This window comes from Pantoea sp. Ft-CA_14 (assembly GCF_024520875.1).
GTDB classification, from domain to species: Bacteria; Pseudomonadota; Gammaproteobacteria; order Enterobacterales; family Enterobacteriaceae; genus Pantoea; species Pantoea agglomerans.
Genome location: NZ_JALNPM010000004.1, coordinates 182,351 through 208,439 on the forward strand (window position 1 = coordinate 182,351; position 26,089 = coordinate 208,439).

The 26,089-nt window shown below is 54.5% G+C and carries 22 protein-coding genes; 7 read left to right on the top strand and 15 right to left on the bottom strand.

The features are described 5' to 3' along the window. Positions 1 to 400 precede the first annotated feature (400 nt). The gene (gene arcB, locus NR195_RS08720; protein WP_010251930.1) at positions 401 to 2,734 is read right to left on the bottom strand and encodes an aerobic respiration two-component sensor histidine kinase ArcB; all 2,334 of its coding nucleotides are present in this window, start codon (positions 2,732 to 2,734) and stop codon (positions 401 to 403) included. Between the two features lie 889 nt (positions 2,735 to 3,623). On the opposite strand from arcB, the gene NR195_RS08725 reads away from it, so the two are divergent. Beyond that, on the top strand, positions 3,624 to 9,155 hold the full coding sequence (locus NR195_RS08725) for a glutamate synthase-related protein (RefSeq protein WP_256844421.1): 5,532 nt from the start codon (positions 3,624 to 3,626) through the stop codon (positions 9,153 to 9,155). A 185-nt stretch (positions 9,156 to 9,340) separates the two neighbouring features. Continuing rightward, on the top strand, positions 9,341 to 11,098 hold the full coding sequence (locus tag NR195_RS08730) for a sulfite reductase subunit alpha (RefSeq protein WP_031592002.1): 1,758 nt from the start codon (positions 9,341 to 9,343) through the stop codon (positions 11,096 to 11,098). 111 nt (positions 11,099 to 11,209) lie between these two features. Here NR195_RS08730 and sspB read toward each other — a convergent pair whose 3' ends face one another. The 5 genes from sspB to zapE all read right to left on the bottom strand — a co-directional run bounded on the left by sspB (position 11,210) and on the right by zapE (position 14,863). After that, entirely contained in the window at positions 11,210 to 11,695 is a 486-nt protein-coding gene (sspB, locus tag NR195_RS08735; RefSeq protein WP_256844422.1) for a ClpXP protease specificity-enhancing factor, read from the bottom strand. 3 nt (positions 11,696 to 11,698) lie between these two features. Further along, entirely contained in the window at positions 11,699 to 12,340 is a 642-nt protein-coding gene (gene sspA, locus NR195_RS08740) for a stringent starvation protein SspA (RefSeq protein ID WP_009092481.1), read from the bottom strand. Between the two features lie 331 nt (positions 12,341 to 12,671). After that, positions 12,672 to 13,064 carry a 30S ribosomal protein S9 gene (gene rpsI / locus NR195_RS08745; protein WP_008925401.1) on the bottom strand — a complete coding sequence of 131 codons (393 nt, stop codon included), beginning with the start codon at positions 13,062 to 13,064 and terminating at the stop codon, positions 12,672 to 12,674. A 15-nt stretch (positions 13,065 to 13,079) separates the two neighbouring features. After that, the gene (gene rplM, locus NR195_RS08750) at positions 13,080 to 13,508 is read right to left on the bottom strand and encodes a 50S ribosomal protein L13 (RefSeq protein WP_008925400.1); all 429 of its coding nucleotides are present in this window, start codon (positions 13,506 to 13,508) and stop codon (positions 13,080 to 13,082) included. 227 nt (positions 13,509 to 13,735) lie between these two features. Then, complete coding sequence (zapE, locus tag NR195_RS08755; RefSeq protein ID WP_191914273.1) at positions 13,736 to 14,863, bottom strand: cell division protein ZapE; 1,128 nt, start codon at positions 14,861 to 14,863, stop codon at positions 13,736 to 13,738. Positions 14,864 to 15,041: 178 nt separating this feature from the next. On the opposite strand from zapE, the gene zapG reads away from it, so the two are divergent. The 3 genes from zapG (at position 15,042) to degS (ending at position 18,078) form a co-directional block, all read left to right on the top strand. Then, entirely contained in the window at positions 15,042 to 15,443 is a 402-nt protein-coding gene (gene zapG, locus NR195_RS08760) for a Z-ring associated protein ZapG (protein ID WP_003848291.1), read from the top strand. Between the two features lie 110 nt (positions 15,444 to 15,553). Beyond that, positions 15,554 to 16,927 carry a serine endoprotease DegQ gene (degQ, locus tag NR195_RS08765; protein ID WP_010251960.1) on the top strand — a complete coding sequence of 458 codons (1,374 nt, stop codon included), beginning with the start codon at positions 15,554 to 15,556 and terminating at the stop codon, positions 16,925 to 16,927. Positions 16,928 to 17,016: 89 nt separating this feature from the next. After that, positions 17,017 to 18,078 carry an outer membrane-stress sensor serine endopeptidase DegS gene (gene degS, locus NR195_RS08770; RefSeq protein WP_010251964.1) on the top strand — a complete coding sequence of 354 codons (1,062 nt, stop codon included), beginning with the start codon at positions 17,017 to 17,019 and terminating at the stop codon, positions 18,076 to 18,078. Positions 18,079 to 18,229: 151 nt separating this feature from the next. Here the strand turns inward: degS and epmA are convergent, their stop codons facing one another. Then, entirely contained in the window at positions 18,230 to 19,207 is a 978-nt protein-coding gene (gene epmA / locus NR195_RS08775; RefSeq protein ID WP_003848297.1) for an elongation factor P--(R)-beta-lysine ligase, read from the bottom strand. A 135-nt stretch (positions 19,208 to 19,342) separates the two neighbouring features. Between epmA and NR195_RS08780 the strand changes: the two genes are divergently transcribed. Further along, entirely contained in the window at positions 19,343 to 19,867 is a 525-nt protein-coding gene (locus tag NR195_RS08780) for a lipocalin family protein (protein WP_010672015.1), read from the top strand. A 55-nt stretch (positions 19,868 to 19,922) separates the two neighbouring features. Here the strand turns inward: NR195_RS08780 and NR195_RS08785 are convergent, their stop codons facing one another. The 3 genes from NR195_RS08785 to efp all read right to left on the bottom strand — a co-directional run bounded on the left by NR195_RS08785 (position 19,923) and on the right by efp (position 20,909). Beyond that, a complete protein-coding gene (locus tag NR195_RS08785; protein ID WP_003848302.1) occupies positions 19,923 to 20,057 on the bottom strand; it encodes an entericidin A/B family lipoprotein in 135 nt (44 codons plus the stop codon). Positions 20,058 to 20,159: 102 nt separating this feature from the next. Next, positions 20,160 to 20,291: an entericidin A/B family lipoprotein gene (locus NR195_RS08790; RefSeq protein WP_003848306.1), complete on the bottom strand. Its 132-nt coding sequence runs from the start codon at positions 20,289 to 20,291 to the stop codon at positions 20,160 to 20,162. 51 nt (positions 20,292 to 20,342) lie between these two features. Continuing rightward, complete coding sequence (gene efp / locus NR195_RS08795) at positions 20,343 to 20,909, bottom strand: elongation factor P (protein WP_010251979.1); 567 nt, start codon at positions 20,907 to 20,909, stop codon at positions 20,343 to 20,345. A 43-nt stretch (positions 20,910 to 20,952) separates the two neighbouring features. Here efp and epmB point away from each other — a divergent pair, with 43 nt between their 5' ends. Then, positions 20,953 to 21,981 (top strand): EF-P beta-lysylation protein EpmB, encoded by a 1,029-nt coding sequence (epmB, locus tag NR195_RS08800; protein WP_033770862.1) that lies wholly within the window; start codon positions 20,953 to 20,955, stop codon positions 21,979 to 21,981. A 53-nt stretch (positions 21,982 to 22,034) separates the two neighbouring features. Here the strand turns inward: epmB and NR195_RS08805 are convergent, their stop codons facing one another. The 5 genes from NR195_RS08805 to NR195_RS08825 all read right to left on the bottom strand — a co-directional run bounded on the left by NR195_RS08805 (position 22,035) and on the right by NR195_RS08825 (position 25,973). After that, positions 22,035 to 22,382: a DUF4156 domain-containing protein gene (locus NR195_RS08805; RefSeq protein ID WP_010251983.1), complete on the bottom strand. Its 348-nt coding sequence runs from the start codon at positions 22,380 to 22,382 to the stop codon at positions 22,035 to 22,037. Between the two features lie 303 nt (positions 22,383 to 22,685). Next, complete coding sequence (locus NR195_RS08810) at positions 22,686 to 22,841, bottom strand: DUF1508 domain-containing protein (protein WP_073999522.1); 156 nt, start codon at positions 22,839 to 22,841, stop codon at positions 22,686 to 22,688. Positions 22,842 to 23,058: 217 nt separating this feature from the next. Further along, positions 23,059 to 24,708, bottom strand: coding sequence for a chaperonin GroEL (gene groL, locus NR195_RS08815; protein WP_010251987.1), 1,650 nt, complete (start codon positions 24,706 to 24,708; stop codon positions 23,059 to 23,061). Between the two features lie 49 nt (positions 24,709 to 24,757). Beyond that, on the bottom strand, positions 24,758 to 25,051 hold the full coding sequence (locus tag NR195_RS08820; RefSeq protein WP_022625257.1) for a co-chaperone GroES: 294 nt from the start codon (positions 25,049 to 25,051) through the stop codon (positions 24,758 to 24,760). 460 nt (positions 25,052 to 25,511) lie between these two features. Continuing rightward, positions 25,512 to 25,973, bottom strand: a complete 462-nt coding sequence (locus tag NR195_RS08825) for an FxsA family protein (RefSeq protein ID WP_010251992.1) — start codon at positions 25,971 to 25,973, stop codon at positions 25,512 to 25,514. Positions 25,974 to 26,089: the final 116 nt, after the last annotated feature.

Here is a 26,089-nt window from a genome sequence, read left to right on the forward strand (position 1 = left end):
CGCGCTTGCAATATCAGCGCGTTAGCCTCACTCAAAAGGCAAATGTTAACGGCGGCTCACTTTGGTGCTGCTCAGCCTCAGTTTCCCTGCCCGGCAGCATTAAAACTACACGAAAAAGCGTAAAACTGATTAAAATAGCAGCAACACAGCACAGAAATTAATTCCTTACTTGACTGTGTTGCCAAATTAATGTTTTCTGTATTTAAACGCTGCTCAATATCACAAATTTTAATGAATCTTGTCGCATGAGAAGATGAATTTGCTAAGGTGATGACAGTGTTAACCAATACCCTGCGGCTGCATTAATTATTCAAATCATAGCGGCCGCAATGATTTCCCTGGTGTTGGCGCAGTATTTCGCGCACCCCGGCCTCGGCTGGGGTCATTTTTTTCCGGGGTATCACTTATCCTGCTCTGCCACCCAGTCGCGTAATACCTGCACATCGTGTCGCCATTCATGCTTCAGCTCATCAATCCATTCACCTACATTGTCCCACCACGCCGGTAACTCCGGACTCTGAATCTGTTTCGCCAGCATCTGCAAACGCTGCAGCCCGACCGAACCCGCCGCCCCTTTGATTTTGTGTCCCTCTTCAGCAATGCCTTTCTGATCGCGCGCCATCAGATTCGACTCCAGCACCGCAAGGTAGTCCGGCATCATCTTTTCAAACATCGTCAGACTTTGGGTAATCAGGCTGGGACCAACCAGCTCGATATACTGTTCGAGCATCGCGACATCCAGCAGCATCCGGGTTTTGTCATCGCTGACATCAGCGATCTCCTCTTCCGGTTCTGCCTGATAATCCCAGTACTTTTTAATCATCGCAGTGAGTGCCGGCACTGCCAGCGGTTTGCTGAGCACGTCATCCATTCCCGCATCGAAGTACTCTTTTTTGTCTTTGAGGACATTGGCGGTAAGAGCAACCAGCGGGGGCAGATGCGTTCCCTGGTACTGCTGGCGAATCGCACGTGAGACATCCAGCCCGGTCATATCGGGCAGCTGAATGTCCAGCAGCACCAGGTCAAACTCCAGCGGGTCAAACATCGCCAGCGCCTCGCTGCCGGTCATGGCGACCTCTACACTGCAGCCCAGCTTCTCCAGTACCGAGCGCGCCACAATCACATTAAGCTCAATATCTTCAACCAGCAGCACGTGCAGCGCAGGCAGTGGCAGGCTGTCGTCCACGCCTTCATCCTCCACCTCTTCAGCAATGCGTGGCGCTTTAATCTCTACGGTGAAGCAGGAACCCTGTCCCGGCGCACTGTGCACGCGGATATCACCGCCCATCGCCTGCGCCAGGCGGCGTGATACCGCCAGCCCGATGCCGGTACCGGTAGCCGGTTTACCGCCATGCTGATCTTTGACCTGATAATACATAGCGAAGATCTTGTCCTGCTCCTCCTGACGGATACCCATGCCGGAGTCCTGCACCTCAAAGCGCAGCGTCTCGTCCTGCTCATAGGTTACCCGCACCACGATCTCGCCCTGCTGGGTGAACTTCACGGCGTTACCAATCAGGTTCCACAGAATCTGGCGCAGACGCGTTCCATCGGTCGAGATCATATGCGGCAGCGGCAGTTGCGGCGCGAGCACAAACTTCAGCCCTTTCGGCTGTGCCAGCAGGCCAGAGAGGTTTTCTAAATCGGCCAGGAAACCGGTGAAGTCGAGCGGCTGATTATCCAGCTGTACTTTACGGCGCTCGATTTTGTCCACCTCAATCACATCATTGAAGATATTGCCCAGCGTGATGGCGGAGACGTGGATGGTTTTGAGATATTTCAGCTGTTCCTGATTAAGGTCGGTGTCCAGCAGGATGCGGCTCAGGCCGACAATGCCATTAAGCGGCGTACGAAGCTCGTGGCTGATCGTAGAGATAAAGGTGGTCTTCTCCCGGCTGGCGTTCTCTAACGCGTCCTGATAGCGCTTACGTTCGGTTATATCGCGGCCAAAGCCCATCAATCCGCTGCGCTTACCCACACGGTCGTAGTAAGGCACTTTACGGATCTCGAAGCAGGCTTTGCGTCCGTCGGGATATTGCAACCACTGTTCATAGGTCAGCGAGACGTTGTGGCGGAATACCTTTTCGTCCGTTTCCAGCACCTTAGTGGCCGCTTCATCATCATAGATATCGCGCGGCGTCAGGCCAATCAGCTGCTTTTCGCTTTTGCCGGTCAGCAGCTCCATTGCACGGTTGCAGCCGGAGAACTGTTTATCGATGTTGCGATAGAACACCAGGTCAGGCGAGGCATCCAGGAAGGAGCGCAGGAAGGAGGATTGCTGTTCCAGCTCAATCTGTGCCTGCTCACGACGCGTTACCTCTTCACGCAGCTTATCCATCACCTGTTCGCGTGCCAGCTCCGCCTTTTTACGATCGCTGATCTCCTGATTCAGCTGCGTAATGGTCTCTTTCATCTGCTGATTGAGTTCCAGATCGCGGGTACGCATCTCTTCCAGCTTATCCACCAGCCGTGCCAGTCGTTGCCGTGACTCCTCCAGCTGATCGACCACCACCGAGAGAAAATAGACCGCCCAGGGCGTGATCAGCAGCCCGAAGAAGACCGAACGCACCACGTCAATGCTCTCGACATGGCCCCGCAGTACCATCGTGACCGCCATCTGGACAATCATCGCCAGCACCACCAGCGCAGACGCCAGCAGCAGCGAGAACCTCACCAGTCCAAGCTTCACCATTAAATCAACGTAGTACTGCGCCAACAGACGAATTTGTTTCATAACAACTCCCTGGAAGAGAAACAGCCTCATAATAGCGCAGTTAACCCGCTGCCGTCGCAGCACGTCGCGTGGAGATAAGGGATCAAATGCGCTTTTATGGTGCAGCAGCCTCGCCGATCGGCGACGTTAAGGACAAAGCGGTTAAAACCCTTGACTGACTGTGCCAAATGAATAATCTGTAAGGCCGCCAGCGAATCACCGATTTCTCTGTACGGCCTTTTTTCAATATCCTGGCAGCGTCCTGTTGCACAGGCACACCCTTTTATATGCATAGCCATTCATCTTTAATGCTGTTTTAAGCATGCCCATGCTGATTAATTTTTCTTATAACCAACCGCGGTTTCATTCAAATAACCGGACATAAGAAAAACAGATACATGCTATGCATCATGGGTGCTGAACAGCATTTAATGCTGCTTAACACCCTGTCACCAGCATGGTGCAGAGATCTGACGCCTGCACTACAGTGAGTCAGTTCACATTTATCGGCCTGTCGCCAGGCACCAGAGTGATACATTTTAAACCTTAAAAAGCATTTAATTCATAGACTTAAGCAGATAAAACGCATGATAATCCCGTCTGACCGCCCTATTTGACCTGATTACGCTTTCCCGATAAGTTGGAAATCCGCTGAAAGCTTTCCAGACGGGCCATTGTCTCGGCATATCTATGCAACAAGAAGACTCCCGCGTGGTTTAAGTCATCTCCTTTAAGAGACCGGAAATCAGAGAGCAGCTCAATTAAGGACGTTTTACCGATGTCTGGAGAGAAATGCTCAGGGCTATGACGCGCGCTCGACAGAGCATGGCGATGAAAATGATAGCGCCCCCGTTGCGCTCAGACCCTGAAACAGTGCAGGTAATGTCAAAGCAGTTTAAGGAGACCCTCAATGTCCACTAAAAAACCTCAATCCTATGGCTTGTATGATCCGACAGCAGGCAGTGACAGCTGTGGTGTAGGTTTCATTACGCGTAAGGACGGCGAGCAGACCCACGAGATTCTGCAGATGGCGCACAGCGCCCTGTGTACGGTGCCTCACCGCGGCGGCATGTCAGCGGAAGGCGTTGGCGACGGCGCGGGGGTCAACGTTGATCTTTCGCTGCAATTCTTCCGCAAAATTACCGGCCAGCCGCTGGAAGCGGGACGCTTTGGTATCGGTAACTTCTTTGTGCCGAAAGATGCTGAGCTGCGCGCGAATGCCGAACGTCTGGTGGATGAAACCCTCAGCAGCTTTGGTCTGCCGGTACTCATGAAGCGTGACATGCCGCTCGACAGCAGCGTAACGCGCCCGGCAGCCGCGCAGTTCCAGTTACCGATTCTGCAGTGGATTTTCACTGCGCCACAGGATGTGGTTGATCAGAACGACTTCGAAAAACGCATCTACCGTGCCCTGTTAACCATTGAAGCCCGTGCCTTTACCGAAAGTGAATTTGGCGGTCTCTATCCGCTGTCGCTGTCGTCACGCACGCAGGTGTTCAAAGCCCGCCTGAATTCCAATGAAGTGATCCCTTACTTCAAAGATCTGACCGATCCCGATCATCAGGTGCGCGGGCTGTTTTTCCATACCCGCTTCTCCACTAACACCGATCCCCATACCACGATGGCGCAGCCGTTCCGCCTGATGGCGCACAACGGCGAGCTGAACACTGACCGTAAAAACCGCATCGCTGAGTCCGCGCTGGCACTGGCCCGTGGCAAGACAATCGTGCGGCCTAAAGGCCAGTCCGACAGTTCGCGCCTGGATCAGAGCATCCACAGCCGTCTGATGGAAGATGACCTCGATCTGATCACCGCCGTGGTGTCGATGATGCCGCCCGCCTGGGAAAACGACAGCGCGCTGTCGCCAGAAGTGCGTGACATGCTGGAGTACTTCTCGCTGTATGAAGAGAAGAACGACGGCCCTGCTGCCTTAATCTTTGGTAATGGCGAAGTGATTGGCGCCCGTCTTGATCGTCTGGGTCTGCGTCCCCTGCGTTCAGTAGAAACCGCTGACTATATCGGTGCGATGTCGGAAGCCGGCCAGATCGCCTTCCCACCTGAAAGCGTGTTGCGTCGTGGGCGTATCGAAGCGGGCGGTATGCTCTATTTCGATCACCGTGAAAAACGCAGCTATACCACGCTGCAGGCGCTGGAAAAACTGGCCGCAGAGAAAGATTATTCGGCGTTGCTGCGTGAAGCGCGCGTCGGTCTTGACGATCTGCCCGAGATCCCGGCAGAACAGCAGGGTTCACCGCTGCGTTATCGTGGCGATCTGAAAACGTATCAGCGCTTTGTTGCCTACTACTACAATCAGGAAAGCTTCAAGTTCATGATGGACCCGATGCTGAATACCGGCGCAGAGAAGATCTCTGCGATGGGTTACGGCAACGCCATCAACGGCTTATCCGATCATGAAGGCGGCATGGCGCACTACTTCTCTCAGCGCTTTGCGCAGGTTACCAACCCGCCGCTGGACTCTATCCGCGAAGTGGATGGCATGACGTTGCGTGTCGCGCTGGGGGCAAAACCCCATCTGGGCCGCAGCAAAGGCCGTCAGATTGTGGTGCCGACCCCGATTCTCAGCCACCTCGATATGCTGCGTTTACGCGAGCAGACCATCGCACCTTATGCCCGCTTTGAGATGCTCTATGAGCCGGTGATCGGCAAAGATCTGCTGAGCACCACCGCGAACGCGAATGCCCTGGAAAAAGCGATTGATGACCTGGCGCAACAGGTGGTTGATTTTGCCCGTACCCAGGGTGGCATCGCCGTACTTACCGATCGCCATATCTCTTCAAAGCACGCCGCGATCCCGATGCTGCTGGTGGTTTCCGCCATCAACCAGCGCCTGATAAAGGAAGGGTTGCGTCTGGATGTTTCTCTGGTGGTTGAAAGCGGCCAGAGCATCTCCTCGCACCACATTGCCGCCACACTTGGCTTTGGGGCGTCAGCTATCTATCCGCTGGGCGTACAGATGCGCGCAGAGGAGAAATTTGGTGAAGGTGAAGAAGGTAACAAAGCCTTTAAGCGCTATGCCAAAGCGGCTGAAAAAGCACTGATGAAAACCATGGGCAAAGTGGGCCTCTGTACCGTTGAGAGCTACAGCAGCGGCGAGTTCTTTGAGCCTAACTTCCTTAACACCGATGACCCGGTGCTGAAAAAGTATTTCCCGAATATCAAAACGCCGGTGGGCGGTGCAGGCTTCGCGACGATCGCGCAGATGGCCGTTGACTGGCACCAGAGTGCACTGAAGATTCAGGGCGAATCTGAAGTTCCGTTGCTGGGCCTGTTTAAAGAGCGTGCAGAAGGCGCAGGTCACTCCTACGGCACCATCGCCGTGCGGACCTTTATCGATATGACCGAAGAGCCGATTCGCTTTGCCGATAAAGCGCGCGAAGAGGACAACTTCATCCGCCTGATGACGCTGGCTAAACTGGATAATGCGTTTGGCATCAAGCCAGAGACCTTTAAAGACAGCAGCTTTGAACGCATCCCGGATGAGGTGATTAATAATTTCGCGATTACTGCTGATTACCGTCAGTTCTCAAGCCTGATGTATGAAGAGCGTAAACGTCGCCCGGCGGCCCTGCGCGACATCCTGACATTCCCGGCTGACCTGACCCACATCGACAGCGAAGCGGAGTTCCGCCGCAAGCTGGGACGCTACTCGCTGACCAACAATGGCTTTGCCATTCGTGGCATGGAGTGTGAAGCGGTAGATGGCAGCCTGAATCACTTTATGCTGCGTCTGACCGATGCGATTGAAGGACTGAAGCCTGAGAGCGAACGCCTGCAGAACCTGTCTCGCGCCCTGAAATCCCGCTTCGGTGACGATATCGAAAGCAGCGAAGTGGTGACTGGCGGTCTGAAAGTGACCGCTTACGGTAAAGCGGCCGATTATCTGTCACGTATCTTCACCACCCTGCCCTCACTGCCGCTGAGCGAAGTGCAGCCAGCCTGTGAAATTACCCGTACCTTTGCCTCCGGGGCGATGAGCCACGGTGCGCTGGTGGCTCCCGCTCATGAAGCGGTCGCGCACGGTACCAATATGGTCGGCGGCATGAGTAACTGCGGTGAAGGCGGCGAGCATTATTCCCGTCACGGCACCATTCGTGCCTCACGCATCAAACAGCTGGCTTCGGGCCGTTTCGGCGTCTGGGCTGCCTATCTGGCGGATCCGATGCTGGAAGAGCTGGAGATCAAAATTGGTCAGGGTGCGAAACCTGGCGAAGGCGGCCAGCTACCGGCGGCCAAAGTTACCGTCGAGATTGCTGCCGCGCGTGGCGGTACGCCTGGCGTCGAGCTGGTCTCACCGCCGCCGCATCACGACACCTATTCCATCGAAGATCTGGCGCAGTTGATCCACGACTGCAAAGCCGCGCGGGTGCGCGTTATCGTCAAGCTGGTCTCGTCTGAAGGGATCGGCACCATCGCGGTCGGCGTGGCCAAAGCCGGTGCAGACGTGATTAACGTTGCGGGTAACACCGGCGGTACCGGCGCTGCGTCGGTGACCAGCCTGAAATATACCGGACGCGTGGCTGAAATCGGCATCGCTGAAGTCCACCAGGCGCTGTGCGCCAACGGCCTGCGTGAGAAAGTGCTGCTGCGCTGCTCTGGCGCACAGCAGACCGGCAGCGACGTGGTGAAATCTGCGCTGCTTGGCGGCGACAGCTTTGAGTTCGGTACGACGGCGCTGATGATGCTGAAATGCGTGATGGCGAAGAACTGTAACGTTAAGTGCCCGGCTGGCTTAACCACGAATGCCGAAGCGTTTGATGGCGATCCGCGTCAGCTGGCGCAGTATTTCCTCAACGTGGCGCATGAAGTGCGTGAAATCCTTGCGCGTATGGGCCTGCGTTCCCTGCGTGAGGCACGCGGTCGCTCTGACCTGTTGCACCTGATGGATCACCCGCTGGAAGTGGGCAAGCTCGACTTACGCGCCATGCTTACCGTGGTGCCTGAGCTGAAAATCGACAAGCCAGTTTATCTGGAAAAAGATTTTGAGCTGGATGATGTCTGGATTGAGCAACTGATGCTGTCGCTGGTGAATAAGGGAAATCCTGACGTCACTCTGGGCAACAACATCGTGCTGAATAACCGAAACAAAAGTGTCGGCGGCCAGCTGGCCATCGATATTGAGCGGATGCTGAACCATCAGCTGAGTTCTGAGCAGCTGCAGGCGATGCCTGCCGTATTGACTGACGACCGCGGTCGTCGTTATCTGGCCCCTGAGAGCGTAAAAATTTCCACCACCGGTTCTGCCGGTCAGTCGTTTGGTGCCTTCTGCAACGATGGCATGCAGCTGACCCATTACGGCACCTGTAACGACGGTGTCGGCAAAGGACAGTGTGGCGGCGAACTGATCGTGATGTCGCCTGGTGGCGGCGCGCAGGATGCCGATGGCAACGTGCTGATTGGTAACTTTGCGCTGTTTGGCGCGACAGGCGGACGTCTGTTCGTGCAGGGCCAGGCCGGTGACCGTTTCGCGGTGCGTAACTCCGGTGCCACCGCCGTGGTTGAAGGCGTCGGTGACTTCTGCTGCGAATATATGACCAACGGTGCCATCCTCAACCTGGGCACCTTCGGTAAAGGATTTGGCAACGGCATGAGCGGCGGCTTCGCCTACCAGTACGACCCCTATGGATCGCTGGCCAGCCATGCTGCCGGTGATTCGGTGCAGTTCGGCTCGATTGCCGATCAGGATGAGATGGCCCAGGTTCACAAGCAGGCGGTGCTGACCATGCTGAACTGGCATCTGGAGGCGACCAAATCACCGCGTGCCGCCTGGCTGCTGGAGAACTGGGAAACGGAGTGTCACCACTTTGTTTACGTGATGCCGCGCTCGCTGCTGCTCTATCAGGATGGCGGCGAGATTCTGAAAGCCAAGAGCCGCAAAGATCTGCTCGAAGAGCTGTCGACGGCGCTGGCAGGCCATCAGGTGGCGAAGTTTAAAGCCGCATGGCGTCAGGGTAAAACCATCGCCAACGGTGCCGTACCGGCTTATGGCGCGACCGATACGCTGGAGATGTTTGTCCTGCTGAACAACTACACCGTGCTGAGTTTTGCCCAGCAGCTGGCGCTGGGCAAATTACCGAAAGGCACCCCGGTTGAAGATGCGGCAGTTGAAAAAGCAGTCCGTAATCTGTTGATGACGGAAGACTTTTCGCTGATAAGCAAGCTGCAGCGTCATGCCCGTTCCGCTATCGAGAGCTACAGCGATGATGAACTGGCGAGTCTGATTGGTACCAAACGCATGTCAGATTACAAAGCGGCGCTAACGCAACGTAACATCCGCTCCATGGACAGTCTGGCAACCTATGGCTGGATCATGTATCAGGATGCCTGTAACCGGGAAGTGCTGGGCCACCTGCCTGACTTTGAAGAGCTGTTTGCACGTGCGGCATTGCCGGAAATCGCCGCTGCGGTGGGTAAACTCTCCTGACAGTGATACTGATCAGGCTGAACTGAATATTATTAATTGATCATTGCCCGGATTAATCGTTGTACCGGACAGATGCAGCACCGCTCTCCCCTGTCGCACACACTGCGGCGCGGGAAAGCGGAACCGCTTTCACACCGGACAATGCCACTGATGACGGGCGAGAACGGGATTGAGTAAAAGTACCCATGAAAATTCCTTATATTCCAGAAGATGCACCTTTTAATGGCGATCAGAAGTACTGGCTGGCTGGCTTTCTTGCGGGTCTGCACTCCCGTTTGCTGGTATTAGAAGACAAGCAGCAACCCGCCGCGGGCACAGGCGCAGCCGCGACGACGCAACTGCACATTCTTTATGGCTCACAGACCGGCAATGCTGAAGCACTGGCGCAGACCGCAGCGAAGTCTGCGCGCGCTAAAGGTCTGGTGCCGGTGGTTCAGGCGCTGGGCGATGTCGATCTCGACGTATTTGCCACCATGCGCCATGTACTGATCGTCACCTCGACCTATGGCGAAGGTGAAATGCCGGACAACGCGCAGCTGTTCTGGGATGCGATCTCTGCCAGTACCGCACCGCGTCTGGAGCAGATGCATTTCGCCGTGCTGGCGATTGGCGATACCGGCTACGATGGCTTCTGTCAGGCGGGCAAGTTTATTGATATGCGCCTTGAGCAGTTGGGCGCGAAACGCGTGGTTGATCGTATCGATTGTGATATCGATTTTGAGGAGCCTTCCAGCGAGTGGCTGAACAGCTCAATGCCACAGTTTGCCGCCAGCGCGGGCAGCAGCGGCACCGTGCTGGAAAGCGCGCCTGAAGCGCCAGTCATTCCAGGCAGCAACAAATCCAATCCTTACGCCGCCGCGCTGATCACTAACAAGCGTTTGTCAGGCGAGCAGTCAGCCAAAGATATTCGTCATTTCGAGTTCGACCTGTCTGACAGCGGCCTGAAGTATGAAGCGGGCGATGCGCTGGGCGTAATTCCGGTCAACGAGCCGTCGCTGGTCAGCCTGCTGCTGACCCAGCTTAACGCGGACTACGAGACGCCGGTGCCCGGCTTTGATCGCAGCCTTGGCGACCTGCTGACCTATCAGTTTGAGATCTCAGAGCCGTCACGCAAGTTAATCGAGTGGGTCGGACAGAACACCACCAACCAGGAGCTGCGTCATGTGTTACAGCATGATGATAAAGATGCGCTGGGCGTGTGGCTGTGGGGCAAAGATACCCTTGACCTGCTACAGCTTGAACTGACGCGCACGCTGGCGGTACCCGAGTTTGTCGCGCTGCTGCGTCCGCTGCAGCATCGCGCTTACTCTATTTCATCCAGCTCTAAAGCCCATCCAGACCAGGTACATCTGACCGTTGCCTCGGTGCGTTATCACAGTGGCGGCCGTAATCGCGGTGGCGTCTGCTCAACCTACCTGGCCGAGCGTGTGCGTCGCGGTGAAAAGCCTGCCATCTTTATCTCACCCAATAAATCGTTCCGCGTGCCTGCCAACAACAGCGCACCGCTGATCATGGTGGGACCAGGTACCGGTATCGCGCCATTCCGTGCCTTCCTGCAGGAGCGCCAGGCAACCGGCGCGCAGGGGAAAAACTGGCTGTTCTTCGGCGATCAGCATCAGGAACATGACTTTATCTATCAGGATGAATTACTTGCCTGGCGCGATAATGGCTTACTAACGCGCCTGGATCTGGCGTTCTCACGCGATCAGGAGAAGAAGATCTACGTGCAGAGCCGGATGCTTGAACAGGGCGCTGAGTTGTATGCCTGGCTGCAGGAAGGGGCTTACTTCTATGTCTGTGGCGATGCATCGCGTATGGCGAAGGACGTGGATAATGCGCTTTATGAAGTGGTTCGCCAGTTTGGTGGTCTCTCCACCGAGCGCGCTGCTGACTATGTCGATCAGCTGAAGAAAGAGAAGCGCTACCTGCGCGACGTCTATTGATCGCGATGGTCTGCTGAAAAAATCCGGCTTGCGCAGGCAGCCGGATTTTTTTATGGCTGACAGGCAAAAAAATACCCGTCGGATGGACGGGTATTCGCTGTTATGTCACTGCTATTTCACTACGCGCAGTGAAGGTCGTCCACCACGTGGCGGTGGATCGTCATCAGGCGGTGTCTCGTCATCGCTGGCATCGTCAGGACGATCACCATCAATCACCGACATCATAGTCTCTTCCTGACCCTCTGACGCCTCTTGCGTGCCCAGCTCGTAAGCCGGTTCCGGTTCAAACATCGTCCCGGCGCCATTTTCACGCGCATAGATTGCCAGAATCGCCGCCATCGGCACGTTAACCTGGCGAGGAACGCCACCAAAGCGGGCGTTGAACGACACCTGATCGTTTGCCAGATCGAGGTTACCGACAGCACGTGGCGCAATGTTCAGGACTATCTGACCATCGCGCGCATACTCCAGCGGCACCTGCACACCCGGCAGATTTATGTCGACCACCAGATGCGGCGTCAGCTGGTTGTCGAGCAACCAGTCATAAAAGGCGCGCAGCAGATAGGGACGACGTGCAGTAAGTTGCGACATTTCCATACGTTAAGCCCGGGCTTGCAGCCGCATTTCACGTTCAGCTTCAGTTAATGAAGCGAGGAAAGAGTCACGCTCAAATACGCGATTCATGTAACCTTTCAGCTCTTTTGAACCTGAGCCGATCAAATCGATACCCATTGACGGCAGACGCCATAACAGTGGAGCCAGATAGCAATCAACCAGGCTGAACTCTTCGCTCATGAAATAAGGCGTACGGCCAAACAGTGGCGCGATAGCCAGCAGCTCTTCACGCAGTTGCTTGCGTGCCGCTTCCGCTTCCTGACCGCTGCTGTTCTCTACTTTCCTCATCAGGCTATACCAGTCCTGCTCGATGCGGTGCATCATCAGGCGGCTATCACCACGGGCAACCGGATAAACCGGCATCAGTGGCGGATGCGGGAAGCGCTCATCTAAATATTCCATGATGATGCGTGATTCATACAGCGTCAGCTCACGATCTACCAGCGTCGGTACCGTGCGATACGGATTGAGGTCAATCAGATCCTGCGGCAGGTTATCCATTTCGACCTGCTCGATCTCTACGCTGACACCCTTCTCCGCCAGGACGATACGTACCTGATGGCTGAAAATGTCAGTAGGACCAGAAAACAGCGTCATTACCGAACGTTTGTTGGCAGCGACAGCCATGAAAACCTCCAAGTTTGTTCACAAAAAGATACTGCGAATAGCCAACCACACGGCGACTCACTTGCTTATCGAACTCGCACGCAACCTGGTTAGCTGCGTCACAGATACTGACGCCCCGACAGTGGGGAGGCGCATAACGCACCGGCCTGCGGGCGCAAAGTGACACAGAGTTTACCAGATTTTAGGCTGTTTGTGGGCGTGGAATGAATCTTTGCAGGTAAATTGAGCGCGGCGTTACGGTTTTCGCGGACAGTTTATGGGAAGGCAGAAAATAAAAAACCCGCCGAAGCGGGTTTTTTGAGCCAATTGCCGCAGCCGGAGCTGCAAACAATTAACGCTTGGAGAACTGAGGACGACGACGTGCTTTACGCAGGCCGACTTTCTTACGTTCAACCTGACGCGCATCACGCGTTACGAAGCCAGCTTTACGCAGCTCGCCACGCAGTGATTCGTCGTATTCCATCAGAGCGCGGGTGATACCGTGACGGATCGCACCAGCCTGACCAGAAATACCGCCACCTTTAACAGTGACATAGAGATCGAATTTACCAACCAGGTCCAGCAGCTCAAGCGGCTGACGAACTACCATGCGGGCAGTTTCGCGACCGAAGTACTGTTCCAGAGAACGTTGGTTAATTACGATGTTACCGCTACCCGGCTTAATGAATACGCGAGCGGTAGAGCTTTTGCGGCGACCAGTGCCGTAGTTTTGAGTTTCAGCCATTGCCTTTAATCCCGATTAAATGTCAAGAACTTGCGGTTGCTGTGCCGCATGGGTGTGCTCGTTGCCTGCGTAAACTTTCAGTTTACGGTACATAGCACGACCCAGCGGGCCCTTCGGCAGCATGCCTTTAACCGCGATCTCAATCACACGCTCAGGACGGCGAGCAATCATCTCTTCAAAGGTCGCCTGTTTGATACCACCGATGTGGCCAGTGTGGTGATAGTAGATCTTGTCAGTACGCTTGTTGCCGGTTACAGCAACTTTTTCTGCGTTCAGAACGATGATGTAATCACCCGTATCAACGTGCGGAGTGTATTCCGCTTTATGCTTACCACGCAGACGGCGCGCCAGTTCAGTCGCCAGGCGACCCAAAGTTTTGCCCGTTGCGTCAACTACAAACCAGTCACGTTGGACGGTTTCTGGTTTAGCTGTAAAAGTTTTCATCGAAAAGCTTACCCAAATTAAGTTACACGTTGGTGAAATCCCAAACGCTTAAGTAAACGAATGAGGCTCACACGACCATTTTGACCAGCAAGCCACCCCTTCGGATAGAGTTACTGGAACACAGAGGATTTGGGAAAAAAATCCTTTGCTGTAACGTGGGGTCGCAAGATTATAGAGAAGTCGGTTACAAAAATCGAACCCTATTTCGGTATTTATCCCGATTATTCTCACGGCAGGTGCGGTAAACGCAGATACTCTTCGCTCTGCATCTCCTGAAGTCGCGATAAACAGCGCTGGTATTCAAACTTCAGCCGCGTGCCCTGATAAATCTCGGTCAGTGACGTTTCTGCCGCGACCACCAGCTTCACATGCCGTTCATAGAACTCATCGACCAGTGCCAGGAAACGCCGTGCCTGATCTTCGGTTTTGTAGATCATCACCGGCACGTCATACAGCAGCACGCTGTGAAAACGGCGCGACAGCGCAATATAGTCATGCTGGCTGCGCCCTTCGCCACACAGGGTGGTGAAATTAATCGCCAGTACGCCCTCGCTGACGCCCAGCGTCGGCATCTGGCGGTGATTAATTTCCAGAACCGGCGCATCTTCAGGCTGGCTGCCCGACAGCGCTTTAAACATCCGCGCCATTTCAGCGTGCGTCTCTTTGTTCAGCGGAGAGTTCCACAGGTGCGCGGAGGTCAGCGTGCGTAACCGGTAGTCGATACCGGCATCCACATTCATCACATCACAATGACGTTTGATCTGCTCGATGGCAGGCAGGAAGCGCGCGCGCTGCAGACCATTACGATAGAGATCATCAGGCGGAATGTTCGAGGTGGCCACCAGCGCAATGCCGCGTTCAAACAGCGCTTCCATCAGCGTGCCCAGCAGCATCGCATCGGTGATATCGGAGACAAAAAATTCATCAAAACAGAGGATGTCCGTTTCTGCTTTGAATCTGTCCGCAATAATCATTAACGGATCGCTCTGCCCCTGAAGCTGCGTCAGCTCTTCATGCACCCGCAGCATAAAGCGGTGGAAGTGCAGACGCAGTTTGCGATCGCCAGGAATAGACTGAAAAAAGAGATCCATGACCCAGGTCTTACCGCGACCGACACCGCCCCACATATAGAGTCCACGTACCGGTTGTGGCGTCTCGTTTTTCTCTTTACCGATCAATTTTGACAGGCGACCCAGCAGGCCGGATGTGGCAGGCGCGGCGGATTGTTGCCGGGCAACCAGCGCCTGCTGCAGCGCGTCTAAACGGGTAATCGCTTCACGTTGTACGTCATCGGGCCTGAATTCGCCCTGCGACAGCGCCTGTTCATAGCGTGAAAGCGGAGTTGAGGTTTGCATTGTTGTTTCAAAGTCCCTGAATGGTGTCTGATTCATACCACGGTTGCTGAAAAAAAGGCCGTTCTACACTAAGCCATGCTGCTCCAGAGTTCCACATCCATAAGATTAACGGGTATAGTGACTATTATTGAAATGGTGCAATGCCCTACGGAACAATGGAAATAACACGGGAGTCATTATGACCTGGGAATACGGGCTAATTGGTTTAGTGGTTGGTATTATTGTCGGCGCAGTCGCCATGCGTTTTGGCAACAAAAAGCTGCGTGAGCAGCGCAGCATGCAGTACGAGCTGGAAAAATCGAAAGCGGAGCTGGCGGATTATCGCGAAGAGCTGACCAACCACTTCGCGCAGAGCGCGGAGCTGCTGGACAACATGGCGCGTGATTATCGTCAGCTCTATCAGCACATGGCAAAAGGCTCAAATGACCTGCTGCCGAATCTGCCTGGCCAGAAAAATCCGTTTGCCTATCAGCTGACTGAAGCCGAAGCGGACAACGATCAGGTGCCGGTGCAGATGCCGCGCGACTATTCTGAAGGCGCATCCGGTTTACTGCGTGGCGAGCGCCCTGCCCGCGACTAATCTTTTTGGGGCGCAGCCTGTCTGCGCCCGCTGTTTTTGCGAACCCTGACCGCAAACGACTGTCACACTTATTAATTCCTCCCACCTTTTGCAGCGAGAGCGTTGTAGCAATGAAAAAACAAGCACGCCTGTTTAGCGCATTAGCCCTGAGTATTGGGATGAGCCTTGCCGCCGCGCCAGACGCGATGGCAACGCTGCCAGCACAAATTGCGGGCCAGCCGCTGCCGAGTCTGGCGCCGATGCTGGAGAAAGTGTTACCTGCCGTGGTCAGTGTGCACGTGGAAGGCACTGATTCGGGTGCACAGGCTCAGGATATTCCTGAACCGCTGAAGCGTTTTTTTGGTCAGATGCCTGGCGGAAATAGTCAGCCACAGCCGTTTGAAGGTTTAGGTTCTGGCGTGATCATCGATGCCGCGAAAGGCTACGTGCTCACCAACAATCACGTGGTCAACGGTGCGGATAAAATCAACGTACAGCTTGGTGACGGCAGTGAATATGAAGCCAAACTGATTGGCCATGATGAGCAGACCGATATCGCGCTGATTCAGATTCAGGGCGCAAAAAACCTCACGCAGGTAAAAGTCGCGGACTCTGACCAGCTGAAAGTGGGTGATTTCGCGGTAGCGATCGGTAACCCGTTCGGTCTGGGACAGACGGCCACCTCCGGTATTATCTCCGCACTGGGGCGCAGCGGCCTGAACCTGGAAGGGCTGGAAAACTTTATTCAGACCGATGCCGCGATCAACCGTGGCAACTCAGGCGGTGCGCTGGTCAACCTTAACGGCGAACTGATCGGTATCAACACTGCGATTCTCGCCTCCAGCGGCGGTAACATCGGTATCGGCTTTGCTATCCCGAGTGATATGGCGATGAACCTCGCGCAGCAGCTGATTAAATTTGGTGAAGTGAAGCGCGGTCAGCTCGGCATCAAAGGCACTGAAATGACAGCCGATATGGCTAAAGCATTCAATGTCGATGCACAGCGCGGCGCCTTTGTCTCTGAAGTCTTACCGCAATCTGCCGCGCAGAAAGCGGGCGTGAAGTCAGGCGATATCATTACGTCGATCAACGACAAGCCGATTACCAGCTTCGCTGAGTTGCGCGTCAAAGTGGGAACCACGCCGCCAGGTGAACAGGTTAAGCTTGGCCTGCTGCGTGAAGGTAAGCCATTAACGGTTACCGTTACGCTGGAGCAGAGCGCACAGAGCACCGCCAGCGCACAGCTGATGTCACCCGCGCTTCAGGGCGCAACCCTGAGTGATGGACAGACTAAAACCGGTGATAAAGGCGTGAAGGTCGATACCATCGAAAAAGGCACACCGGCTGAACAGGTTGGTCTGCAGAAAGATGATGTGATTATCGGCGTTAACCGCAACCGGGTTCAGACCATTGCTGAAATGCGTAAAATACTGGAAGGGAAACCGCCGGTACTGGCACTGAATGTGGTGCGCGGCGATGAAAGTATCTATCTGTTGTTGAGATAAACCTCGCATTACGGCGGACACAAGCACGTGTGTGTCCGCCGCTCTCATGCTATTCTCCCCTGCGATCTCCCCTGGCGTAATTTAACACCATGTTTCTTAAACTTTTGCGTGCCGTGGTGCTGGGCCTGATTGTGGCGGGTATTTTGCTCGCAGCACTGCCTGCACTGCGTATGGGCAGCGACGCCCTCTATAACCACGAAAATATTACAGACGAAACGCCCTTTAGCTTCAATCAAGGGGTGCGCCGCGCCGTGCCTGCCGTTGTGAACGTTTACAATCGTAGCGCCCACGGCAACAACAATCGTGGCATCACGACCCTGGGTTCAGGGGTGATCATGAATGCAAAAGGCTACATCCTTACCAATAAGCATGTGATCAATAATGCCGATCAAATTATCGTGGCGCTGCAGGATGGCCGCTTCTTTGAAGCGACGCTGGTGGGTTCCGATGGCATGACCGATCTGGCGGTACTGAAGATCACGGCTTCCGGCCTGCCCGTTATCCCCATCAATCCAAATCGCCAGGCGCATATCGGGGATGTGGTGATGGCGATCGGCAACCCCTATAACCTCGGTCAGACGGTCACGCAGGGCATTATCAGCGCCACGGGCCGGGTTGGCTTAAGTTCATCAGGCCGACAGAACTTCCTGCAGACCGATGCGTCAATCAATCAGGGTAACTCCGGCGGCGCGCTGATTAACTCGCTAGGCGAGCTGATGGGCATTAACACCCTGACCTTTGATAAAAGTAGTGATGGTGAAACCCCGGAAGGGATTGGTTTCGCCATTCCAACCGTTTTAGCCTCGAAGATCATGGATAAGCTGATTCGTGATGGTCGGGTGATCCGCGGCTATATCGGCATTACCGGGCGTGAGCTGCCGCCGCTGCATGGACAGGGCAGCAATCTGGATCGGGTTCAGGGCATTATTGTCAGCGTGGTCACGCCAGATGGGCCAGCGGATAAAGCCGGGATTCAGGCCAACGATGTGCTGCTCAGCGTTAATGGCAAGCCGGCCATCTCCGCGCAGGAGACCATGGATCAAGTGGCAGAAATTCGCCCGGGTTCAGTGATTGATGTGCAGGTACTGCGAAACGATCAGAAACTGACGCTGCCGGTCACTATTCAGGAGTTTCCTGACAGCAGCAGCTAGCTGAAACCTGTGCCAGGTCAGGGATGGCCCGGCTGATCGCAAAGAAGGCCGCCATCCATGGCGGTCGGCCTCGCCATCCTGGCTCGGACGCTTTGCTCTTCATCCGGGCCAACCCTTCCCCTCTAATCCGCCATCGTTTGTGATTAACCGATTAGCAGCGATCCACCGGGAACGCGATCACATCACTCAATGACTCCGCTTTCAACGCCAGCATGATCAGGCGATCAATACCCAGTGCGACCCCGGAACAGGCTGGCATGCCATGCGCCAGCGCATCCAGCAGATACGTATCAATAGGATGCACAGGCAGGCCGCGCGCCGCACGGCGACGGTTATCCTGCTCAAAACGCTGACGCTGCTCACGGCTGTCGGTCAGTTCACGGAAACCGTTCGCCAGCTCAATGCCTTTGTAATAGACCTCAAAGCGTTCGGCCACACGGTGATCTTCGGTGCTGATCTCCGCCAGGGCTGCCTGGCTGGCCGGGAAATGATAAACGAAGCAGGGTTTATCCTGACCAATCTTCGGTTCCACACCCAGCATAAACAGCAGCATCAGTAAGGTATCGCGATCTTCTTCTGCACGCGCCAGCTCACCTTCACCCAGCTTCTCTGCCGCTTCACGCAACTGCGCTTTATCCGCTGACAGCGGATCCAGCTCAAGATGACGGATAAACGCCTGCTGATAGGAGAGCGACTCAGCGCTGTCACACTCCAGCACCTGCTGCATCAGATCATCGACTTCGTTCATCAGACGGTACATGTCGTAATGCGGCCGGTACCACTCCAGCATGGTGAATTCCGGGTTGTGGTGACGTCCCGCCTCTTCATTGCGGAAGCTGCGCGCCATCTGGTAGATCGGGCCACTGCCCGCCGCCAGCAGGCGTTTCATATGATATTCCGGGCTGGTCATCAGCCAGAGATCGCGCCCCTGTGCCGCGCCAGGCCCGACAAAACGCGTCTGGAATGGCACCAGATGGATATCGGTAATGGTGGCCTGGCTCATCGCCGGCGTATCCACTTCCAGCACGCCGCGATCGGCAAAGAAACGACGCACTTCTGCTAAAATAGCGGCGCGTTTTAACAAATTGGCGATGGATGCGCTTGGTTGCCAGCTTGCCGTTTCGCTCATGGTGATGACTCCTGATGCAAATTAGGGGGGGAAGTCTACCTGCAATGCCTGCGGCAAACAATCTCGTGCCCGTACTGCCAAAAACAGCGTTTCGGCTTCTATACTTAAGCGGTTAAATCACAAAGGAATCCCACTATGTCTCCATGGAAAACAGTTGTTGCCAGCCTGAGTGCTTTTCTCTCTGTCGCCTGCAGCACTACGCCGCCAAAGAACGTCACGGTCGTAGATAACTTTGACAGCCAGCGCTATCTCGGTCAGTGGTATGAGATTGCCCGCCTTAACCACCCTTTTGAGCGCGGACTTGAACAGGTAACGGCAAACTACAGCCCGCGTGAAGATGGCGGCCTGAAGGTAATCAACCGTGGCTATAACGTCAAAAAGCAGCGCTGGCAGGAGAGCGTCGGCAAAGCCTACTTCACCGGTGAACCCACGCGGGCTTCTCTGAAAGTCTCTTTCTTCGGCCCCTTCTATGGCGGCTATAACGTGATTGCTCTCGATCCTGACTACCGCTATGCGCTGGTATGTGGACCGAATCGCCACTATCTCTGGATACTGTCACGCACACCACAACTGGAACCGGGCGTAAAAGAGAAACTGGTTGATCAGGCGCGTCGGGATGGTTTCCCGGTTGAAGAGTTAATCTGGGTAAAACAGAAATAGTGCAGAATCTGACAAGCCGGTACGAAAAGCATTTCGTACCGGTTGGAATAACAGGTTATTTCGTGCTGTTCTGAATCGCCTGGCCGCCCGCTTCGACATCTTCACCTACGCCACGCGTTGTATTACAAGCTGTGAGCAGGGAAGAGAGCACCAGTACAGAGAAGATTGCAGCAATACTTTTCTTTAACATAACAATGTCCTTTTTGATGGATGTAAAGTACAGCGCTTTAAGCATAGCCGGATTTCCGGCAGTTGCTGCTGGTGAGACTTTAAAAAGGACAATCAGTTAAGGTCATTTTGCTGCTCGCGAAATGGCACCACCTAAGTGAGAGACATCTTCGCCAAAACCGTGGAATGTGTTGCAGGCGCTTAGCGCAGAGGAGACCAGCAACGCGAACGCGATTAATTTTGCCAGCTTGATCATTTTTTTCTCTCAGACAAGAAAAAGGCGCACCAGAAGATGCGCCTGCGAATCTTATTTCACGCGTGACACGTATTCGCCAGAGCGGGTGTCAACTTTCACCACTTCGCCCTCTTGCACGAACAGTGGCACTTTCACCACGGCACCGGTAGAGAGTTTAGCTGGCTTGCCGCCAGTCCCTGCGGTATCACCTTTCAGGCCTGGATCGGTTTCGATAACTTCAGCTTCGATAAAGTTCGGCGGCTGAACGGCGATCGGACGACCGTTCCACAGCGTAACGATACATTCAGCGTTATCCTGCAGCCATTTCGCTGCATCGCTTACCGTCTTCTCTTCAACCTGGAACTGCTCAAAGCTTTCCGGATGCATGAAGTGGTAGAACTCACCGTCGTTGTACAGGTAGTTCAGGTTGGTATCTACTACGTCAGCGCCTTCGGCGGAGTCGGTAGATTTAAAAGTTTTCTCAACGCGAGAACCCGTCAGCAGGCGACGCATTTTAACGCGCGCGAATGCCTGACCTTTACCCGGTTTAACGAACTCACTGGATTCGATGGCATACGGCTCGCCTTCGAACATGATTTTAAGACCGGGACGGAAATCGTTGCTAGAATAAGTCGCCATGAAGGCCCTCTACGAAAATTGACACTGGTACTAAGCCAAAAAAATGGCACACATTGTAACCCTAAAAACACCTTCCAGAGAAGATTGGTTGCAGCAACTTGCGGATGTTGTCACCGAACCTGATGAATTACTGCGGATTTTAGCCCTTGATCAGCACACTGAGCTGGCTGAAGGTGCGGATGCGCGGCGTCTTTTCGCCTTACGTGTACCGCATGCGTTCATCCGCCGGATGAAAAAAGGCGATGCGCACGACCCGCTGCTGCTTCAGGTACTGACCCGCCGCCAGGAATTCACTGATGCGCCAGGTTATAGCACCGATCCGCTCGATGAACAAAGCAACGTTGTACCTGGATTGCTGCATAAATACCGAAACCGGGCTTTATTGTTGGTAAAAGGCGGCTGCGCCGTCAACTGTCGCTACTGCTTCCGCCGTCATTTCCCCTATCAGGATAATCCCGGCAACAAGCGTAGCTGGCAGGCTGCACTGGACTATATCGCCAATCATCCCGAGCTGGATGAGATCATTTTCTCCGGCGGCGATCCGCTGATGGCGAAAGATCATGAGCTCGCCTGGCTTATCGCCGCGCTGGAACAGATCCCGCATCTGAAACGTCTGCGCATCCACAGCCGTTTACCGGTGGTGATACCGGCGCGCATTACCGATCAGCTCTGTCAGATGCTCAGCGAGACGCATCTGCAGGTGGTGATGGTGACGCACATCAACCATGCGCAGGAGATTGATGATGAGCTGCGTGAGGCGATGAGCAGCCTGAAGCGTGCCGGTGTCACCCTGCTGAATCAGAGCGTGCTGTTGCGTGGCATCAACGATAATGCGCAGACGCTGGCCACCCTGAGCAATGCGCTATTTGATGCCGGCATTCTGCCCTACTATCTGCACGTGCTGGATAAGGTACAGGGTGCGGCGCATTTCTTTGTGTCAGATGACGAGGCCCGCCAGCTGGTGCGTGCATTACTGTCACAGGTCTCCGGCTATCTGGTGCCAAAGCTGGCGCGTGAAATTGGCGGAGAGCCAAGTAAAACACCGTTAGATTTACAGTTACGTCAGGAATAAAAACGGCCAGTAAAAGGCTGGCCGGTTCAATTTGGCAGACTGCCTGATTCACATTATGGGCACTTGTAGACCTGGCCGGTCATTTTGCTGTCGAGTGGCGCGAACGCGGACAACAGGTTCTGCGTCGGACTGGTTGCTCCATAAATCACGTTACCGCCCATCTCCGCTGCGCGATTGCGCAGGTCGTTTGCTGCGCCACGCAGTGCGCTGGTTTCCCCGCCTGCACCGCTCAGCCAGTTGCTCTGAGAGCCGGTAATATTGCCCAGAAGCTGACAGGTATTGCCAGGCTGCTGATCGGTGAACGTCACGCGCTGTCCTGCTGAAGAGAGTTGCGTAGAGCTGCTGCAGCCCGCCAGCAATAACGCGCCAGCCGTCAGTCCGAGCAAGAGGTTAATCCGCATTGTAATCCCCATTTATTATCATCAGAGTCGGGTGGCAGCGTAGCAGAAAAAGGATTTTTCTTTCTGCACATTCATTGCCCTTATCCCGTTATATCGTCTCAATATTTCACGCCGCTTGCAGGCTGGCAAGCGTGCCGATGCTGGTGAATAAAATGAAGCCAGTCGATCAGTCGGCGCAGCCGCAGACAGCGTGACATATCAAGAGGAAAGACGAACGATTGCGCCTTACTTATACTATTTTCCCACCCAAAAGAAAAACCCCCGACCGTTTCCGATCGGGGGTGATGTCAGAGCGTGATGCCCTTAACCGGTGTAGCCATTACGTCGTGCATTTTCGATGCAATCGGCTTTGTTAACGTAGCCCTGACTGGCGGCGCCGGTAATATTGCCGTTGGGCGCCGTTCTTCTCCAGCGCCACTTGTGTGCTTCGTCCTTATAAAAATCCCATTTATCGTGCATTTTAATTTTCCTTAATCTGTTGTTTATCCCTTTCAGAGCGCGCTATTTTGCGCCGGGATCCACGTTAGAGCATCCCGCCCTGACTAAACCATGATGCAGAACATAAAAAAAGTTAATGGGTTTTTCCTGCTGCTGCCAGCATTCAGACGCTGAAAAAGAAAAACCCCCGACCGTTTCCGATCGGGGGTTCTTTGATGACTTAAGCAGTCAACGGCAATTACATCATGCCGCCCATACCGCCCATGCCACCCATACCGCCAGCGCCGCCGCCTAAATCAGGTGCGTCACCTTTTGGCAGGTCAGTGACCATACATTCGGTTGTGATCATCAGACCCGCAACAGAGGCCGCGTACTGCAGAGCAGAACGGGTCACTTTGGTTGGATCCAGGATACCGAAGTCGATCATGTTGCCGTACTCTTCAGTCTGCGCGTTGTAACCGTAGTTACCGTCGCCCGCTTTCACGTTGTTAGCGACAACAGATGGCTCTTCACCGGCGTTAGAAACGATCTGACGCAGTGGAGATTCCATCGCGCGCAGCGCAACTTTGATACCGACGTTCTGATCTTCGTTCTGACCGCGCAGATCAACCAGCTGTGCTGCCACGCGAACCAGCGCCACACCACCACCAGCAACCACACCTTCTTCAACGGCAGCACGGGTTGCGTGCAGCGCATCTTCAACGCGGGCTTTCTTCTCTTTCATTTCAACTTCAGTTGCTGCGCCTACTTTCAGAACGGCTACGCCGCCTGCCAGTTTCGCTACGCGCTCCTGCAGTTTTTCTTTGTCGTAGTCAGACGTTGCTTCTTCGATCTGCTGACGAATCTGGGTTACACGGCCCTGAATTGTCGCTTCTTCACCCACACCGTCGATGATGGTGGTGGTGTCTTTGTTGATCACAACGCGTTTTGCCTGGCCCAGATCTTCCAGAGCCGCTTTCTCCAGTTCCATACCGATCTCTTCAGAGATTACGGTACCACCGGTCAGGATAGCGATATCCTGCAGCATAGCTTTACGACGGTCGCCGAAGCCTGGTGCTTTAACCGCAGCCACTTTCACGATGCCGCGCATGGTGTTAACCACCAGTGTTGCCAGCGCTTCGCCTTCAACATCTTCCGCGATGATCAGCAGTGGTTTGCCGGCTTTCGCAACGGCTTCCAGCACTGGCAGCATTTCACGGATGTTAGAGATTTTCTTGTCAGCCAGCAGGATGAACGGAGATTCCAGTTCAATCGCACCGGTTTCTGGCTTGTTGATGAAGTAAGGTGACAGGTAGCCGCGATCAAACTGCATACCTTCAACCACATCCAGCTCATCCTGCAGGCCGGTGCCTTCTTCAACGGTGATCACGCCTTCTTTACCCACTTTCTCCATCGCCTGAGCAATCAACTGGCCCACGGTTTCATCGGAGTTAGCAGAGATAGTACCTACCTGCGCAATCGCTTTAGAGTCAGAGCAAGGAACAGACAGCGCTTTCAGTTTCTCAACCGCAGCGATAACAGCCTGGTCAATACCGCGCTTCAGGTCCATCGGGTTCATACCCGCTGCGACCGCTTTCAGGCCTTCGGTGATGATAGACTGTGCCAGTACGGTTGCAGTGGTGGTACCGTCGCCCGCAGCGTCGTTCGCTTTAGAGGCAACTTCTTTCACCATCTGCGCGCCCATGTTCTCGAACTTGTCTTCCAGCTCGATTTCACGTGCAACAGAAACACCATCTTTAGTGATGGTCGGTGCACCAAAAGATTTATCCAGGACTACGTTACGGCCTTTAGGACCCAGGGTAACTTTTACTGCATCTGCCAGTACGTTCACGCCACGCAGCATTTTTACGCGTGCGTCATTACCGAATTTTACGTCTTTAGCTGCCATCTTTAAATATCCCTTAAATTCGTTTCGTTCAGTGAATTACGCGTAAAAATTACGCTTCAACAACGGCCAGAATGTCGCTCTCAGAGATGATAAGCACCTCTTCGTTGTCGATTTTCTCGGTTTTCGCGCCGTAACCTTCGCTGAAGATCACGATGTCGCCAACCTTCACGTCCAGCGGCTTAACGTCGCCACTCTCAAGGATGCGGCCATTGCCGACAGCCAGTACTTCACCACGGGTGGATTTACCGGCTGCGGAACCGGTCAGCACGATGCCGCCAGCTGATTTAGCTTCAACTTCTTTACGCTTGACGATAACGCGATCGTGCAATGGACGAATTTTCATTTGATAGCTCTCCTTTGAGAAGTCCAATCATTCAGTTTTGGGGTTGAACACCGGGCTGCATGGCTTCCGGCCTCGTGACCAGAGAGATAGGGCCGCTACCACCCACTTTCAAGGGGGCGGACAACAAATTTTTTACCTGTGAGTGATAAGTGATGGCTTTTTGAACAGATGATGGGGCAAATAAAAAACGCAACCCGAAGGTTGCGCCAGCGTGCTGACAAACTCAGTACAGGATGACCCTGGCAGCAACGGCTAAGCTCAGGGCGCAGGAAACAGGGTCAGAAGAGGAAAGCGTCCCGCGCCACGGATGGCGCGGGCCGAGCAGTCATGGATGACGATTTTGCGACTTTCCGATCTGACCCTGTTCCCTGTGCGGCTCCGGTCTCACAGCTGGCCGGGTCAGGTTTTTCAACAATCTCACGCAACCCGAGGGTTGCGCTTTCAAAGGTGACAGCTGCGGTTAACGATCCTTGTGATCGTCATGATGCTCAAGGCGATCGCTGTCTTTACGCTCGAACTCGCCATCCATGGTGTAGCCGCTGTCTGGTCCGGCTCCCGGTCCCCGCCAGACGCGCAGATGAGGCATCAGCTTCAGCGTCAGATGTTTCTGCACCGGTGGCAGCAGCAGCAGCAGGCCCAGCAGGTCGGTAAAGAAACCAGGCAGCAGCAGCAGGAAACCGGCGATGATCAGCGACACGCTTTTGATCATCTCATTGGCCGGGCTTTCATTACGTGCCAGCTTCTCCTGCATCAGCATAAAGTTTTTCATGCCCTGATTTTTGACCAGCGAAACGCCGATGCACGAGGTGAAGACCACCAGCAGCATGGTAAGCAGCACGCCCATGACGTGTGCAACCTGAATGAAGAGGGAAATCTCAATCCAGGCCAGAACGAAAAAGACTAATAACGGTATCCAGCGCACCGTACTCTCCTGTAAGTAGGGGCTGAACGGCAGCGTGCCGGTCAGCAGAAAGCGTTCATCCTGAGGATGATAAGAAAAGAGATGGGCACCCGCGTCGCCATTTTCAACCGATCCTG

Coding starts and splice junctions, on each gene's coding strand:
- NR195_RS08820 (WP_022625257.1), bottom strand. CDS start 25,051: ATGAAAATTCGTCCATTGCACGATCGCGTTATCGTCAAGCGTAAAGAA.
- rpsI (WP_008925401.1), bottom strand. CDS start 13,064: ATGGCTGAAACTCAAAACTACGGCACTGGTCGCCGCAAAAGCTCTACC.
- NR195_RS08785 (WP_003848302.1), bottom strand. CDS start 20,057: ATGTTAAAGAAAAGTATTGCTGCAATCTTCTCTGTACTGGTGCTCTCT.
- NR195_RS08730 (WP_031592002.1), top strand. CDS start 9,341: ATGAAAATTCCTTATATTCCAGAAGATGCACCTTTTAATGGCGATCAG.
- degS (WP_010251964.1), top strand. CDS start 17,017: ATGTTTCTTAAACTTTTGCGTGCCGTGGTGCTGGGCCTGATTGTGGCG.
- NR195_RS08780 (WP_010672015.1), top strand. CDS start 19,343: ATGTCTCCATGGAAAACAGTTGTTGCCAGCCTGAGTGCTTTTCTCTCT.
- epmA (WP_003848297.1), bottom strand. CDS start 19,207: ATGAGCGAAACGGCAAGCTGGCAACCAAGCGCATCCATCGCCAATTTG.
- arcB (WP_010251930.1), bottom strand. CDS start 2,734: ATGAAACAAATTCGTCTGTTGGCGCAGTACTACGTTGATTTAATGGTG.
- zapG (WP_003848291.1), top strand. CDS start 15,042: ATGACCTGGGAATACGGGCTAATTGGTTTAGTGGTTGGTATTATTGTC.
- NR195_RS08790 (WP_003848306.1), bottom strand. CDS start 20,291: ATGATCAAGCTGGCAAAATTAATCGCGTTCGCGTTGCTGGTCTCCTCT.
- sspA (WP_009092481.1), bottom strand. CDS start 12,340: ATGGCTGTCGCTGCCAACAAACGTTCGGTAATGACGCTGTTTTCTGGT.
- NR195_RS08725 (WP_256844421.1), top strand. CDS start 3,624: ATGTCCACTAAAAAACCTCAATCCTATGGCTTGTATGATCCGACAGCA.
- degQ (WP_010251960.1), top strand. CDS start 15,554: ATGAAAAAACAAGCACGCCTGTTTAGCGCATTAGCCCTGAGTATTGGG.
- efp (WP_010251979.1), bottom strand. CDS start 20,909: ATGGCGACTTATTCTAGCAACGATTTCCGTCCCGGTCTTAAAATCATG.
- zapE (WP_191914273.1), bottom strand. CDS start 14,863: ATGCAAACCTCAACTCCGCTTTCACGCTATGAACAGGCGCTGTCGCAG.
- groL (WP_010251987.1), bottom strand. CDS start 24,708: ATGGCAGCTAAAGACGTAAAATTCGGTAATGACGCACGCGTAAAAATG.
- rplM (WP_008925400.1), bottom strand. CDS start 13,508: ATGAAAACTTTTACAGCTAAACCAGAAACCGTCCAACGTGACTGGTTT.
- sspB (WP_256844422.1), bottom strand. CDS start 11,695: ATGGAAATGTCGCAACTTACTGCACGTCGTCCCTATCTGCTGCGCGCC.
- NR195_RS08805 (WP_010251983.1), bottom strand. CDS start 22,382: ATGCGGATTAACCTCTTGCTCGGACTGACGGCTGGCGCGTTATTGCTG.
- epmB (WP_033770862.1), top strand. CDS start 20,953: ATGGCACACATTGTAACCCTAAAAACACCTTCCAGAGAAGATTGGTTG.
- NR195_RS08810 (WP_073999522.1), bottom strand. CDS start 22,841: ATGCACGATAAATGGGATTTTTATAAGGACGAAGCACACAAGTGGCGC.